This is a genomic window from Sorangium sp. So ce204, assembly GCF_051526795.1.
Lineage (GTDB): Bacteria > Myxococcota_A > Polyangia > Polyangiales > Polyangiaceae > Sorangium > Sorangium cellulosum_B.
The window spans coordinates 7080552-7095563 of sequence record NZ_CP150317.1 but is presented as its reverse complement, the minus strand read 5'-3'; the positions used below and the strand labels follow the sequence as shown (position 1 = coordinate 7095563).

The following is a 15012-nucleotide window of genomic DNA, read 5'->3' as shown; positions in this document are numbered from 1 at the left end:
ACTCACCAAACACGAGGTTTCGACGATGCAATCTCATGATCTCCTCGACCACGTTCGCTCCGTCTTCGTGCGCATGACGCGTTACCCCGACGAGGTCGTCGTCGCCGACGCCGATCTGGAGCAGGACCTCGGCATCGACTCCGTGAAGCGCGGCGAGATCCTCGCGACGCTGCGCGCCGATTTCGGTCTCCCGAACGCCCTCAAGGCGGCGCCCGACGAGCTGCGCACGGTGGCCCGCGTCAGCGAGCTCCTGTCGCGAACGATCGCGGCCAGCGCGGAGGCCGGAGAGCACGCCAAGGGTCACGTGGAGACCGGAAGCCACGCCAATGGCCATGTCGAGGCCGGAGCGCACGCCAAGGGGCACGTGGAGACCGGAAGTCACGCCAATGGCCATGTCGAGGCCGGAGCGCACGCCAATGGCCACGTGGAAGCTGAAGGGCGCGCCAATGGCCATGTTGGGGCGGCGAAGCACGCCAATGGTCATGTGGAAGCCGGAGGGCATGCCAATGGCCACGTGGAGGCCGGAAGGCACGCCAATGGCCACGTGGAGGCCGGAAGGCACGCCAATGGCCACGCGGGCGAGGCGCTCCATGTCGTGGTCCAGGCGCTCGCGGACGCGACCCGCCACCCGGTCGATCTGCTCGTCCCCGACGCGCGCCTCGAGGAGGACCTCGGGGTCGACCGCCGCCGGCGCGACGAGCTCCGCGCGCTCCTCTGGCAGCGCGGCGCCCAGCCGGGCGCGCTCGAGGTGGCGCTCGACGAGGCCCGCACGGTCGGCGATCTCGCGCGCCTCGTCGAATCCGCGCCGCCCGCGCAGGTCACCGCGGCGCGCGCGCCCGCGGCCTCCGCGGCGCAGCGGGCGCTCCCTGCCCCCGGGGTGGCGCTCGCGGGCAAGACGGTCCTCGTGACCGGATCGAGCCGCGGGCTGGGCCGCGCCATCGCCGCGAAGCTCGGGCGCGCCGGCGCGCGGGTCGTCGTCAACAGCTTCCACTCGCGGGACGACGGCGAGGCGGTCGCCGACGAGATCCGCGGGGCCGGCGGCGACGCGGTGCACGTCTGGGGCTCGGTCGCCAACCCCGCGCACATCGACAGGCTCTTCGACGCGATCGCGCGCGACGTCGGCGAGCTGGACCACTTCGTCAGCAACGCGTCGAACGGCCGCTTCGGCCCCCTCGAGCAGACGACCCCGGAGCACTGGGAGCTGGCCTTCCGCACGAACGTCATCGGCTACCACCTGTGCGCCATGCGCGCGGCGCGCCTGATGGAGCGCCACGGCGGCGGGCGGATCGTCGCGCTCTCGTCGAACGGCTCGTCGAGGTACCTCGAGCACTTCGGCGCCATGGGCGCCGTGAAGGCCGCGGTGGAGTCGCTCACGCGCGCGCTCGCCGTCGAGCTCGCCCCGCGCAACGTGCAGGTCAACTGCGTCTCCGCCGGGCCGATCTATGGCCATGTGACGAGCAACTACCCGGATCACGAGCGGATCCTCCCGTACTGGGAGTCGCGCACGCCGGGCGGCCGGCTCTGCACCGAGGACGACGTCGCCGAGGCCGTCCTGCTGCTGCTCTCGGACGGGGCGCGGAGGATCAACGGCGCGACGCTCACCGTCGACGGCGGAGGCTCGCTGTGCGTCTGACCGCGCCGATGCGCGGCGCCGGGGTGCGCTCGGCGCGGGTCCGCGCGGAACAGCTCACGTCAGCTTCCTTGAAGCTCGCGAAGAAGGAGGAATCATGAGTGCCACGCTCGATCGGCAGCCCCCGGGCCCCGGCCCGCTCGCCAGCCTGCGGTACCTGGCGAATTTCAGGACCGGTGACATGCGTCATTACGAGGACCTCTTCGCGCGTTACGGCGACGTCGTGCGCCTGCGGGCGCCCGGGGCCGAGGACTTCGTCATGGCGTTTCACCCGAACGACATCGCGCACGTGCTTCGCGCGAACGTCCGGAACTACCCCAAGGGGAAGCGCTACCACGAGCTCGCGCCCGTGCTGGGCTGGGGCCTCGTGAACAGCGAGGGTGAGCTCTGGCGGCGCCAGCGCAGGCACGTGCAGCCCCAGTTCAACCACGCCAACACGCTCACGTTCGTCCCCCTCATCGTCGAGCACATGGAGGCGGCGCTCCGGCGCTGGGACGCCCAGCCGGGCGAGTTCGAGCGGGACATCAACGACGACATGATGGACGTGACGTTCGGCATCGCGGGCGAGGCGTTCTTCGGCGCCGCGCTGGAGGCCCACACGGACACCGTCCGCGAGGCGTTCAAATATGCGCTCTCGATCGCGCTCAAGCGGATGTACTCGCTGGTCAACCCGCCCCTGTCCTGGCCGCTGCCCAGCCACCTGCGCTTCCGCCGGGCCATGGACCGCGTGCACACCGTGATCGACGGCATCATCGACGGCTACCAGCGCGGCGCGGGCGGCGAGGACAACGTGCTCGTCCGCCTCATGAACTCCGTCGACCCCGAGACCGGCGCGAAGATGGACCGCGCGCAGCTGCGGGACGAGATCAAGACCATCCTGATGGTCGGGCACGAGACATCGAGCGTCACCGCCTCGTGGGCGCTGTACCAGGTCGCGCAGCACCCCGAGGTGTGCGCTCGCCTCACCGACGAGATCGATCGCGTCCTCGGCGGCCGGTCTCCGACGGCCAGGGACATCGAGTCGATGCCTTACCTCACCATGGTCTTCAACGAGTGCCTCCGGCTCCTGCCCTCCGTGCCGTTCATCCTCCGCAGCCCGCTGGAGGACGACGTCCTCGGCGGCTACAAGGTCGCCGCGGGGTCGACGGTGGCCATCGTCCCGTGGGTCACGCACCGGCACCCGGAGTTCTGGAGCGATCCGCTGGAGTTCAAGCCCGAGCGCTTCGCGAACCACCGGCGGAGCGCGGACGACAAGCTCGCCTTCATCCCCTTCGGCGCCGGCCAGCGGATCTGCCTGGGGGAGTTCATGGGGCAGCTCGAGGGCAAGATCATGGTCGCGATGGCGCTGCAGCGTTATCGGCTCCGGCTGGTCCCCGGCTTCGACCCGCGTTGCCGCGGGTTCATCTCGCTGCAGCCGGTGAACGGGATGCGCATGATCCTGAAGCGGCGGGAGCCGTCGAGCGCCGTACGCGCGGCGCCGGCGGGGCGGGAGGAGCCCGTGGTGACGGAGCCCGTGGCGGCCGCCATGAGAGCCCACGGCTGCCCGTACAGCGCCCGCGCCTGAGGGCCTGGGCCCGGTGCACCTGGCCGGCGGCGCGACCGCCCGGCCTCTCCTCTCTGGTGGAGCCCCCGCCATCATTTTTCTCTCGGTCCATGTCAGGCCCCGGGGAGCCGCGGCGAAGTAGCAGGCAGGCAGGCGGACGGCTCGGGACGAACCCCTGAGCGCTAGATCATGACGCGCGCTTCCCACGCTTCCCACGCTTCCCACCCAAGTTCCGGCCTCGTTGTCTGTATCATCGCCTCATGAGGCACCGCGGGGGACGGGGCTCGAGGGGATGGCCATCACGGCGGCTCGGGCCGACAGGACCGCTGGCCGTCGCCGTCCCGCTCCTCTGTGCCTCGCTGTGGCCGTCGGTGGCCCGCGCCGACAGCTACGAGCGGTGCGTCCGCGAGGCGGCGACCCAGGCCGAGATCGACGCCTGTGCCCCCAAGGACGAGCCCCTCGAGGTGAGGGTGCGGGCGAAGCCGCCGGCCCGGAGCGCCTCCGACGTCGAGGCGGACGCGCAGGTCCTCGCCGCGGCGCCGCACGGCTCGGGCGCCGACGTGCTGCGGGTCCTCCCGGGCGTCTTCATGAGCGATCGCGGCCTGCCCGGTCGCGCGCCGCGCCTGTCGCTGCGCGGCTTCGACGGCACCTCGGGTCAAGACGTCGAGATCTTCGCCGGCAACATCCCGATGAACCAGGTCTCGCACATCCGTGCTCCCGGATATGCCGACATGCGCCTCATCATGCCGGAGGTGGTCCGCTCCGTCCGGATCGCCAGCGGCCCGCACGATCCGAGGCAAGGCGATTTCGGCGTCGCCGGCTCGCTCCGCATGGATCTCGGCCTGGAGGCGCCGGGCTTCTGGTTGAAGGGGGGAGTCGGCTCGTTCGGGACGAGGCGTGTCCTCATCGCGTTTGCGCCCGAGCACGACGAGATGATGGACACGTTCGCGGCCTTCGAGACCGACGCCACGGACGGGCCGGGCGGCGTGCGCGGCGGCGAGCGCAGCTCCTTCGTCGGGCAGCTCGGCGGGGGCGAAAACCGGGTCCAGTTCCGCGCGACGGTGGCCATCGGCTCGGCGCGCTTCGACTTTCCCGGCTACCTGCCGCAGGGCCCCGTGGAGCGGGGCGCCGACCCCTACGCGGCGCAGCGGCCGCTCGGCCGCGATAGGACGTCGCAGGCGCTCGTCGGCTCCGATGTCCTCTGGAGCCTAGGCGAGGGCACGATGGGCATCGGCGGCTTCGCGGGCAAGACCAAGACGACGTTTCACCAGAACCTCACCGGGTACGCGCTCGACCAGCTCGCCGGCGAGCCGATCGTCCGGAGCGACGACAGCGAGATGGTGAACGACGCCGCGACCTTCGGCCTCACGGTGCTTTACCGCCATGGCGTCGAGATCACCTCGAAGCGCGATTCCATCGAGATGGGCGCCTACGCGCGCGTGGACACGGTCGACCAGACCGACACGCGCCTGTTCGAGGACGGCACGAGGAACGCCGCGCTCGTCGACGCGACGATCGACGCCACGAACGTGGCCGCGTATGCCGATCTCTCGCTCTATCCGATCAAGCGCGTGGTCGTCCGTGGCGGCGCGCGCCTCGACTCGCTCTCGTACGGCGTGCGGGATCGCACGAGCAACGCCGGGCTCGAGCGCACCGCGCAGGGCTTCGTCGTCTCGAGCAAGGCCATGGCCGACATCGCGGTCCGCGGCGGCGTACACCTCGTGGCGAGCTACGGCGAGGGGTTCCGTTCCCCGCAGGCGCGCGACCTCGACGAGGGCGAGCGCGTGCCGTTCACCAGGGTGCGCAGCGTCGAGGCGGGCGTCCGGCTCAAGGAGGGCAAGACCTTCCAGGGCTCGGCCGTGGGGTTCGGCTCGTGGCTCGGCAACGACCGTGTGTTCGACGCGGCGTCCCGGCAGCACGTCGAGGCGCCGCCGTCGGTGCGCGCCGGCGCGCAGGTCGTGATGAGCGCGCGCTCCGGCCCGTTCGGCGCGCACCTGAGCGGGACGTACACCCACGCTCGCTTCACCGGCTCCGACGCGCGCTTCGCGGAGGGCGACCCGGTGCCCAATGCGCCGGCGTTCGTCCTGCGCGACGACGTGTTCGCCTCGGGGGTCGTCGGCCGGCTCTCCGGCAAGGAGGTGACGGTCCGCGTGGGCGCCGGCGTCGAGGGCATGGCGGGTCGCTCCCTCCCGGGCGGGCGGGACGGCAAGGACGCTGTCAGCCTCGATGCCGTCGCAGCGGTCGGCTGGCGCGGCATGGAGCTCGCCCTGAACGGCACGAACCTCCTGGGCCTGCAGTATTACGACGCGCAGTACGTCTACGCCTCGAGCTTCGTGAAGGACAGCGCGCCCCCGCTGCCGTCGCCGCACGTGCTCGTCGCGGCGCCGACCGCGTGGATGCTGACGCTCCAGATCCACCTCCGTGGCAAGGAGCGCGAGCCGAGGCCAGGCCTATAGCAGCCCCTTTCAGCGGAGAAATTGAACAGGGAGGCGGGGAGTCAGGGAGTATTTGAAAAATTCCCTCCCCGTCTCCTCGCCTCCCTGTGAATTTCCGAAGAACTGAAGGGGATCCCTTAGGCTGTCCCCTGTGTGGACGTCACCCGATCTCGCGGTAGTCGAACCAGTCGAAGTCCGCGTGCAGGCGTGTGCCGGCCAGGTCCTGGCACGCCATCCCGACGAAATTGCCCGTGAACCCGCAGGGCACCGCGTGCTCGTCCGACAGGATCGACGCGTCGTGCTCCCACCCCACCGCGTGGTAGGTGACGCCATCCCGCGAGTAGAAGAACGATATCCGCTCGTCCTTGATCTCGAGCCGCAGGAAGATGTTCTCCACCCCGTCCAGCACGTACTCCTTCTCGACCGGGAACGTCAGGTTCCCGCGCTCGCACTTCATGAGCGAGAGGGCCTTCTCGGCGTGGTCCGCCCGTGAGACGTAGAGATAGTAGAACGAGTCCGTGCTGTAGAACGCGACGAGGCCCGCCATCTGCTGGAAGTGCTGAGGGGCGAACTGCATGCACGTCGTCGCTTGCACGTGTTTGGCCTGCTGGCGCCGCGCGACGAGGCTCTGCTGGAAGTTCGAGGTGATGCTCTCGCGCCCGATCAGGCGCAGGTACCCGGGTCGGGCGGCGAGGCTGCTCACGTCCGCCGGCCGCACGCGCGGCGACTGCCACTCGATGTCCAGCGCGGGCTTGTCGAAGTCGTCGCGCTCGGGTGTCTTCGGCCATTCGTGGCGAGCCAGGTTCGGCCCCTCGTAGACGTCCAGCGGAACCTGCCCGCCCGAGGTCAGCCGCGGCCACCCCTCGACCCAGGTGATCCCCTGGAGCGCCGTCTCGCGTCCCAGCGTCGACCGGCCATTCTTCAGCGGGCGGCGGCACAGGTGCGCGAACACCCACGAGCCGTCCTTGTTCTCCACGAAGCTGCCGTGACCGGCGCTCTGGAGCTGCAGCTCGGGGTGGGACGCGCTGGAGATGAGCGGATTGTTGGGCATGACCTCGTAAGGGCCGTGAATCGAGCGAGAGCGGGCCACCGTCGCGGCGTGCGTGATGAACGTGCCACCCTCCGCGGTGAGCAGGTAGTAGTAGCCATCTCGCTTGTAGAGGTGCGGCCCCTCCACGAGCCCGAGCGCCGTGCCTCGGAAGATGTTCTCCACCGGACCGACGAGCTTCTTCTCCTTCGGGCTGTACTCCTGGAGCAAGATCCCACCGAACGGGTTGTTGCCCGGCCGGTGATCCCACACCATGTTCACGAGCCACTTGCGGCCGTCGTCGTCGTGGAACAGCGAAGGATCGAACCCCGAGCTGTTCAGGTAGATGGGCTCCGACCACGGACCGGTGATGGAAGGCGCGGTGACCAGGTAGTTGTGGACGTCCTTGAACGCCCCCGCCCAGCGGCGCGAATTCGTGTAGATGAGGTGAAACAAGCCGTCCGCGTAGGTCAGGCACGGCGCCCAGATCCCGCCGGAGTTCGGGTTGCCGCGCATGTCCAGCTGCGAGTACCGCTCCAGCGGCCGCGCGACCACCCGCCAGTTGGCGAGGTCTTTCGAGTGGGAGATCTGGACGCCCGGGAACCACTCGAACGTCGAGGTCGCGATGTAATAATCGTCCCCCACGCGAACGATCGACGGATCGGGGTTGAACCCTCTCAGTGCCGGATTTTCCACCTTGCTCATTCACTCACCTTGATTGTCTCGTTGTGTTCCAGCGCAGCCAGTCCTGCTTCCAGAGCTCGACGGATACGCCCGGCACCGCAGGCGCTCCCTGCCCAGGTCCCACCGCTCGCGCGCTGGAGGAGGCACCGCAGGTGCGTGTCCACAGGCGGCTCGCGACGCGGCGCGAGCTCGGGATGCGGCGTGGGGGAGAAGGCATCATAAGGGAACGTGGCGTCTGCAACGTCGCCCCTGCTGGTTCCCGCGTCTGCCGTCTGTGGCCGCGCTGCCGGACCCGCCGGAGGAGCTCCGCCGTCGGCGCGCGAGGGTAGCACCGCGCGCGCGCGCGTCCAGGCGCTTCGTCTCGCCGCGCGGGCGCCTCCGGCGGGCTCTGGCGACCGCGCGCCCGCTCACTCCGCTGCCGCCGCGAGCTGCGCCGCATCCGCCGGCCGCGCGCGGTTCCACGCGGACGCCACGGCGGCGAGCGACGCCATGTCGGCGTCCCCGTGCGTCCCCGCCCCGAAGCTGCGCTTGCGCCCGACCGAGAGGGCCACATACGCCGCCGTCTCGTCGCCGGCGCTCCTCGGGAGCGCGTGCGCCGCGTGCTCGTCCACCGCGATCGCGATCCCCGCGTGGCGCGAGAGCGCGCTCGCGAGCGCCTCGGCGGGGCTTTCGCCGGCGGCGCTCAGCACGTGGGCGGCGCCCCGGATCTGCACATGGAACTCGTGTCGTTCGTCCGCGCCCTGGCCGACGCGCCTGTGCCGGGTGACGCGGAGCGGCCCTGCGCGGTTCACGTACTCCCGCTCGAAGATCGCCAGGATCTCGGCCTTCTGCACCTCGCCCTCGGTCCGCTCCGCCCTGCGCTGCACGGCCTGGCTCACCTCGACGGCGAGCCCCCTCGGCAGCGCGTAGCCGTGGTCGTGCTCGAGCACGTAGGCCACGCCGCCTTTGCCCGACTGGCTGTTCACGCGGATCACCGCCTCGTAGCTGCGGCCGACGTCCTGCGGATCGATGGGCAGGTACGGCACCTCCCAGAGCGGGCTCCCGCCCTCGCGCAGCGCCTTGAACCCCTTCTTGATCGCGTCCTGGTGCGACCCGGAGAAGGCCGTGTACACGAGCTCGCCGACGTACGGGTGGCGCGGGTGGACCGGCAGGCGGTTGCAGTGCTCGACCGTCTCCTTGATCGCCTGGACGTCATGGATCTCGAGCTCGGGATCCACGCCCTGGGACATCAGGTTGAGCGCCAGCGTCACGACGTCGACGTTGCCCGTGCGCTCGCCGTTCCCGAACAGCGTGCCCTCGACGCGGTCGGCGCCCGCCATCACGGCGAGCTCCGCCGCGGCCACGGCGGTGCCGCGGTCGTTGTGCGGGTGCACGCTCAGCACGATGCTGTCGCGCTGCTTCAGGTTCCTGTGCATCCACTCGATCTGATCCGCGTACACGTTGGGCGTCGACATCTCGACGGTGGCGGGCAGGTTCAGGATGATCTTCCGTGATGGCGTGGGCTCCCAGACGTCCATCACGGCCTCGCAGATCTCCTTCGCGAAATCGAGCTCGGTGCCCGTGAAGCTCTCGGGGGAGTACTCCAGCACGATTTCAGTCCCGGGCGACCGCGCCGCGAGCTCCTTCACGAGCCGGGCCCCGCGCACGGCGATCTCGGCGATGCCCGCGCGATCCAGGCCGAACACCACGCGCCGCTGGAGCGTGGAGGTGGAGTTGTAGAGGTGGACGATGGCGCGGCGCGCCCCGCGGATGGCCTCGAAGGTGCGCTCGATCAGCTCGGCGCGCGCCTGGGTGAGCACCTGGATCGTCACGTCGTCCGGGATGAGCCCCTGGTCGATGATCCAGCGCACGAAGTCGAAGTCGGGCTGCGACGCGCTGGGGAAGCCGACCTCGATCTCCTTGAACCCCATGCGCAGCAGCTCGTGCCACATGCGGAGCTTCCGCTCGAGGCCCATGGGCTCGACCAGGGCCTGGTTGCCGTCGCGCAGGTCCACGCTGCACCAGCGCGGCGCCCTCTCGATCACGCGGCTGGGCCAGCGGCGATCGGGCAGGTGGATGGGCTGAAAGGGCTTGTACTTGTGGACAGGCATCGTGGACATGACGGGACTCCCTGAAAGCTAGCGATGGGAGTCGTCACGACACGACGACGATGCGGACGACCCCACCTGGACCAAGAGAACCGAGCGGGCCGTACTGCGAGGAGCGACGTCGATCAGCAGCGCGCGCAAAGGCCCCCGGGCCGTAGGCCTGGGCAGGGGCGTAGGGAGCGCGCGCGAGGGACGGACATCGATGTGCAGCCTAGCGAACATCCGCGCGCCTGTCCAGCGCGGCGGCGGGTGTGGGGTTCAACACCGCCGGCGCGACGCTCTGCGCCTGCTCGGACCTGACCCGTCTCGTGTAGGCTCGTCTGTCGGGCGCTGCCGGCGCGAGGTCACGGGGCATGCGAGAGCGGGGGGCTGAAATGTGGAATCGAGGATCGGTTGAACGATGGTCGCTCGCCGTGGCGACCTGGCTTGTTGTCTCCTTCTCTGGCGCGGAGCACGCACGGGCGGACGACGGGACATTGCCGGCTCCGCCGCTCGTGCAAGGACAACCCACGCTCGCGCCACAGCCGCTGCCCGCGGACATCCGGGGCCACGGCGCCCTGCCCGCGGCTCCGAAGGTGCTCCCCTGGAGGGAGGGCGAGCCGGTGCTGCCCGGCTATCATCCGGAGACGCGCGTCCGCAAGGGGCTCGTGATCAGCGGCTCGATCGTCTTCGGAACCGTCTACCTGTTCACCGCGATCGGCGGCGGCGACGCGGTATACCGTGGCTCCCCTGGCTATGCGGCGCTGTTCGTGCCGTGCGCGGGCCCCTTCATCACCCTGGCGACGACCCGGCAGGACGACCTCGAGACGATGGCGCTCGTCCTCGACGGGCTCGTCCAGATCACGGGAGCCGCCCTGCTCATCCCCGGCCTCCTCGTGCCGCGAAGTGTGCTGGTCCGCGACGACGTCAGCCAGCCGTTCGTGCTCCCGGCGCCGGTGGCGCTAGGCCCGAGCAGCGCCGGGCTCGGCCTCGTCGGTCGGTTTTGATCGCCCCTCAGCTACATGCCGAGCAGAGCGGCGGTCTCCCGCACAGGAGACGGGCCCAGATCGGCGTTTTCGGCGCGGAAGCGCATTCAGTGCGCTGAGCACCGAAAACGTCGAGGTGGGCCCGTCTCCGAAGCGGGTGACCGCCGCTCTAGGGGGTGTCGAACTCGGGGATGAGCTTGCCGATCTGGCGGATGCTGCCCATGACCTGCTCGTGCGACAGGCGCCCGACCTGCTGGAAGCTTAGCAGGCGATCGATGCCGAGGTCCTCGTAGAATTTGATCTTCTGCCGGCACGTCTCCGGGCTGCCGACGATGAGCGAGTTCTGCTCCTTCAGGGCGTCGAACACCTCCTCGTTCGGGACGTCCTCGTTCTGCATGATGCGGGCGAGGACGGCGTTGGCCTTGGTCTCGGCCGGCGTCTTCCCCGCGCGGTCGCGCAGGAGCTGGCCCACGAGGCCTCCGCCCGCCGGGTCCTTGGCCAGCGCCTGCTCCTCGGCGTGGGTCCGCAGGAAGTGCTCCTTCGCCTCGAAGAACGTGAAGGACCCGTTCGTGTACCACGCGGCCGCGGAGGCGGCGCCGTTCTCCATGGCCTGCTGGTCCGTCTCGGCGCAGTGAGCGAACGTGAAGAACCCGACCTGGTTGTTGATGAACGCGCCGACGGGCCGCTCACACCGGCGGATGGCCTCGCGGTAGATGCCGATCCACTCCTTCACCTGGTCGGGCGGCGCCCACAGCGTGACGCCGAGCGCGCCGACCCCGTTGCGCCCGGCCTGCTCGAACGAGGCCAGGCTCGAGCAGGCCTGCCAGAGGGGCGGGTGGGGCTTCTGGTACGGCTTCGGGAGGATGGGCACGTTGTTGATCTCGGCGTCCTCGCTCTTCCAGGAGAACCGCTCCTGCGTCCACATCTTCGGGATCATCTCGAACGCCTGCTGCATCTGATCGCGCGTCCGGTCCGGAGGGATGTTGAACGCGCGCCACTCCGGGATGGTCGAGCGGGCCAGGCCGAGCTCCAGGCGCCCGCCGCTCAGGTGATCGAGCATCGCCGCGCGCTCGGCGACGCGGATGGGGTGGTTGAACCGGAACGGCGACAGCACCGAGGAGTGCCCGAGCCGCATCGACGTCGTGTGCTGCGAGATCGCCGCGAGCATCACCTCCGGCGCCGACGAGTAGCTGAACTCCTCGGCCGTATGGTGCTCGACCTGCCACCAGCAGCCGTACCCGAGCCGATCGGCGAGCTTCGCCTGCTCGAGGGTGTTCATGATGATCCTGTGCTCGTGGTCCTCCGACCACGGACGGGGACTCTGCATCTCTGTGAACAGGTCGATCTTCATTACTTCCTCCCGCGCGATGGCTGCGCGCCAAGCATCGATCCGTCACGTACAAAACGGCAATGTGTGGTTTGGCGCACACCGATCTACATGTCGATGGATCACCGGAGTCGGGCGCTCAGAGGCTGTGATGTGCGTGTGGACCGTCGCGGGAGACCTCCCGTGGAGGGCTCCTCGGGCGCCGGCGGTCCCGGCCCCGGGGCGCTCCGGGGGCGCGCGCCGTCGCCACGTCTTCGCCACAACCTCTCCGCGTTTGTTCCTCGTCGGGCGCGCGGGTGCGCCTCACCCGGGGGGTACGCCCAGGGAGGTCTGCGGCGGTCGTGACCAGGCCGCGCAGCGCTCACCCCGAAGGAGGTCCACGTGCAGGTGCAAGCTACCTGTCTCCCCCTGACGTCATCGCTCGAGGCCGGCACGGACGCCGGCGCAAACGAGCCCGCGGCGCGTCGAGACGACGCTCCCGCGGCCCCCGTGCCCGGCCCCGCCGTGGAGCCCGCCGAAGGCGCCGGACACCGCGGCTGGACGGCCGCCCTCCTCGCGGAGCGGCCTTCGGCCTCGCTCCGCGAGGAGCTGTCCCGGTTCGGCGTCGGCGTCGGCCTTGCCTCGCTCTACGGGCTCTCGCTCGGCGCGCGGCACGGCGGCGTGTCGTTCGCTCACCACGCCGCCGGCGTCCCTGCGGCCATGGTCGCCGTCGCCTTCGTCGGCGTGCCGGCGCTCACGATCGTGCTGACCCTCTTCGACGCGCCGCTCGACCCGCCCCGCGCGCTGTCGGCGACGGCGCGCGCCGCCGCCGCGACGGGCCTCGTGCTCGGCGGCCTCGCGCCCGCCTCGGCGCTCTTCGTGGTGACGGGCGGGTCGGACCTGACGGCGGCCCTCATGGGGCTGCTCGGCCTCGCGGTGGGCGGCGTGGTCGGCGTCGGCGTCCTGCTGCGCGATCTCGGCGCGGCGCTCCGGCGCGACGGCGGTCTCGTCAGGCTCTCCGGGGCGACCGCGGCGCTCGTCGGGTTCGCTGTGTTCGCCGCGGTGCTCGCGCTGCGCGTGTGGGTGGAGACGCTCCCGATGCTGAAGGGGGGGGCCTCGTGAGCGCCTCCGTCGTGAGCCGTCTGCTCCGGGCGCCCGCCGAGGTGGCCGCGAGCTGCCGTGAAGACAGGGACATCCGCGCCATCGCGCTCGCGTCGCTCGGCGCCATCGCCCTCGGCTCGGCCGTGTTCGGCGGCGTGGTCGGCAGCTTCCGCGGCAGGGAGCAGATCGTCTATGCGGCCATCAAGGTGCCGCTGGCGATGCTGATCACGCTCGCGATCTCGGCCCCGGCGCTCCACGCGTTCTCGGCCGTGCTCGGGCGCCCGTGGCCCATGCGGTCCGTCATCGCGCTCGCCCTCGCGTCGGCGGGCCGCTCGTCGCTCGTGCTGCTCGCGTTCGCGCCCGTGCTCTGGCTGGCCATCGACGTGGGGCTCGGCTACCACGCGTCGTCGGTCGCGGCCTGGCTCGCCTACGCCGTCGCGGGCCTCGCGGCGCTCGGCGTGCTCGTGCGGGGCATCGGCGCGGGCCCGGGCCGCTGGCTCACCGCGGTCGCCTTCATGGCCGTCTTCTTCGCCGTCGGCGGTCAGGCCGCGTGGATCCTCCGGCCCTACCTCGGGCGGCCGAGCGAGAAGGAGGTCCCGTTCCTGCGCGCCAGCGAGGGGAGCTTCTCCGACGCGCTCTTCCGGAGCTTCCGATCTGCGCGCGGGATCTACGACGACGACGGGCTTCCGCCCGATCCGGACGACCACGCGCACGGCCACCGCTACCCGTACGAGAACGAGGACGGCGGCGCGCGCGACGGCCTGACGGGGAGCGAGCGATGAGCCTGCGCGACCTGGCGGTCCTGTACCTGATCGCGGGGCTCGCGTGCGCTGTGGCGGTCTACCGCGGCGCGCGCCCTGACGGCCAAGGCGCGCGCCGCCGCGCCGCCCTGTCCGCGGCCCTCTGCGTGCCGCTCTGGCCGATCTGGGCGCCCGTCGCGCTCACGGCGGGCCGCGGAGAGAGCGGTGGGCGCCCTGGCGGCGCCGCGGGCGAGGCCGCCGCGCGCGTCCTGGGCGCGCTGCGCGAGGGGGTCAGCGCGTGCGCTGGCACCGCGTTCGAGGCGCTCCTGTCGCGCGAGGCGGCCTCGCGGATCGAGGCCGAGGTGGCGCGCGCCGCCGCCCGCCACGCCGAGCTCGACGCGCTCTTGCGCCAGAGCGGCTTCGACGAGGGCGCCGCCGCGGCGCGCGTCGCGGAGATCGAGCGGGGCGGCGGCGGCGCGGGCGCGCGGTCGCTGGCGACGGCGCACCTGCACCTCGAGAACATCCGGCGCCTGCGGGCGATGCGCGACCGCGACGCCCGAGCCCTCGAGGAGCTCGCGGATCTCGTCCAGGCGCTGCGCACGCAGCTCGTGCTGGCGCGCTTCGCCGGGTCCTCGGTCGAGGGCGTCGGTGGTATCGTGTCCGAGGTCTGGGCGCGCGTGGAGGGCCTCGGCGCGGCGATCGACGCGCACGGCGCCGGAACGGACGGAACAGACGGAACAGTGGGACCGATCGCGACGTGAGCAAGCACATCCTGGTCGTCGACGATGAGGCGCGCATCCGCGAGGTGCTGCTCTACGCCCTGCAAAAGGAGGGGTACGCCGTGACGGCGGTGGCCGACGGGCGCGCCGCCGTCGAGGCGGCGGGGGCGGGCACGGTGGACCTCGTGGTGCTGGACGTGATGCTCCCCGAGCTCGACGGCCTCGAGGTGTGCCGGCGGCTGCGCGCCGGGAGCAGGACGCCGATCCTGTTCCTGTCGGCGCGCGCCGACGAGGTCGACCGCATCGTCGGCCTGGAGCTCGGCGGCGACGACTACCTCACGAAGCCGTTCTCGCCGCGGGAGCTCGTGGCGCGGGTGCGCGCGCTGCTCCGGCGGACCGAGGCGCCGCCTCCCGCGCCCGCGCCGGCGTCCGCCGGCGCGCGCGCCGCGGTCCTCCGCCACGGCCCGATCGAGGTCGACACCGAGCGTCACGAGGCGCGGTACCTCGGCCAGCCGGTGTCGCTCACGGCGACGGAGCTCGGCGTGCTCGGCGCGCTGCTGGAGCGGCCCGGGGTGGTGCTCTCGCGCGGGCAGCTCATGCAGCGCGCCTACCGCTACGACAACCTGATCACGGAGCGCACCATCGACACGCACGTCCGCCGGATCCGCGCGAAGTTCCGCGTGGTTGGCGGCGATCCGATCGCGACCGTGCACGGCGTCGGCTACAAGCTGCAGGGGGCGTAGCCGGGCCGCGATGCCTGGCCGCACGATGCGCG

Annotated in this window: 11 protein-coding genes; 8 read left to right on the top strand and 3 right to left on the bottom strand. The window is 71.3% G+C overall.

Annotation, left to right across the window (positions count from 1 at the left end):
* Window positions 1-25: 25 nt before the first annotated feature.
* The 3 genes from WMF22_RS26510 (at window position 26) to WMF22_RS26500 (ending at window position 5629) form a co-directional block, all read left to right on the top strand.
* Complete coding sequence (locus WMF22_RS26510; RefSeq protein WP_438031593.1) at window positions 26-1633, top strand: SDR family oxidoreductase; 1608 nt, start codon at window positions 26-28, stop codon at window positions 1631-1633.
* Window positions 1634-1727: 94 nt separating this feature from the next.
* The gene (locus WMF22_RS26505; protein ID WP_437292783.1) at window positions 1728-3194 is read left to right on the top strand and encodes a cytochrome P450; all 1467 of its coding nucleotides are present in this window, start codon (window positions 1728-1730) and stop codon (window positions 3192-3194) included.
* A gap of 350 nt (window positions 3195-3544) precedes the next feature.
* Window positions 3545-5629, top strand: a complete 2085-nt coding sequence (locus WMF22_RS26500; RefSeq protein WP_438031592.1) for a TonB-dependent receptor — start codon at window positions 3545-3547, stop codon at window positions 5627-5629.
* 139 nt (window positions 5630-5768) lie between these two features.
* Here the strand turns inward: WMF22_RS26500 and WMF22_RS26495 are convergent, their stop codons facing one another.
* Together WMF22_RS26495 and leuA are read right to left on the bottom strand one after the other, a co-directional pair.
* Entirely contained in the window at window positions 5769-7340 is a 1572-nt protein-coding gene (locus tag WMF22_RS26495) for a glycoside hydrolase family 43 protein (RefSeq protein WP_438031591.1), read from the bottom strand.
* Window positions 7341-7726: 386 nt separating this feature from the next.
* Complete coding sequence (gene leuA / locus WMF22_RS26490; RefSeq protein WP_438031590.1) at window positions 7727-9418, bottom strand: 2-isopropylmalate synthase; 1692 nt, start codon at window positions 9416-9418, stop codon at window positions 7727-7729.
* 401 nt (window positions 9419-9819) lie between these two features.
* Between leuA and WMF22_RS26485 the strand changes: the two genes are divergently transcribed.
* The gene (locus WMF22_RS26485) at window positions 9820-10392 is read left to right on the top strand and encodes a hypothetical protein (RefSeq protein WP_438031589.1); all 573 of its coding nucleotides are present in this window, start codon (window positions 9820-9822) and stop codon (window positions 10390-10392) included.
* 148 nt (window positions 10393-10540) lie between these two features.
* Here WMF22_RS26485 and WMF22_RS26480 read toward each other — a convergent pair whose 3' ends face one another.
* Complete coding sequence (locus WMF22_RS26480; protein WP_438031588.1) at window positions 10541-11722, bottom strand: LLM class flavin-dependent oxidoreductase; 1182 nt, start codon at window positions 11720-11722, stop codon at window positions 10541-10543.
* Between the two features lie 357 nt (window positions 11723-12079).
* Here WMF22_RS26480 and WMF22_RS26475 point away from each other — a divergent pair, with 357 nt between their 5' ends.
* From WMF22_RS26475 to WMF22_RS26460, 4 genes are read left to right on the top strand one after another with little or no spacing between them, the layout of a single operon-like run.
* Window positions 12080-12799, top strand: a complete 720-nt coding sequence (locus tag WMF22_RS26475) for a hypothetical protein (protein ID WP_438031587.1) — start codon at window positions 12080-12082, stop codon at window positions 12797-12799.
* Window positions 12796-13560, top strand: a complete 765-nt coding sequence (locus WMF22_RS26470; RefSeq protein ID WP_438031586.1) for a hypothetical protein — start codon at window positions 12796-12798, stop codon at window positions 13558-13560. The genes WMF22_RS26475 and WMF22_RS26470 overlap by 4 nt, the downstream gene beginning before the upstream one ends.
* A complete protein-coding gene (locus WMF22_RS26465; protein WP_438031585.1) occupies window positions 13557-14279 on the top strand; it encodes a hypothetical protein in 723 nt (240 codons plus the stop codon). Before WMF22_RS26470 ends, WMF22_RS26465 begins: the two co-directional genes overlap by 4 nt.
* Window positions 14276-14980 carry a response regulator gene (locus tag WMF22_RS26460; protein WP_437292774.1) on the top strand — a complete coding sequence of 235 codons (705 nt, stop codon included), beginning with the start codon at window positions 14276-14278 and terminating at the stop codon, window positions 14978-14980. The genes WMF22_RS26465 and WMF22_RS26460 overlap by 4 nt, the downstream gene beginning before the upstream one ends.
* Window positions 14981-15012: the final 32 nt, after the last annotated feature.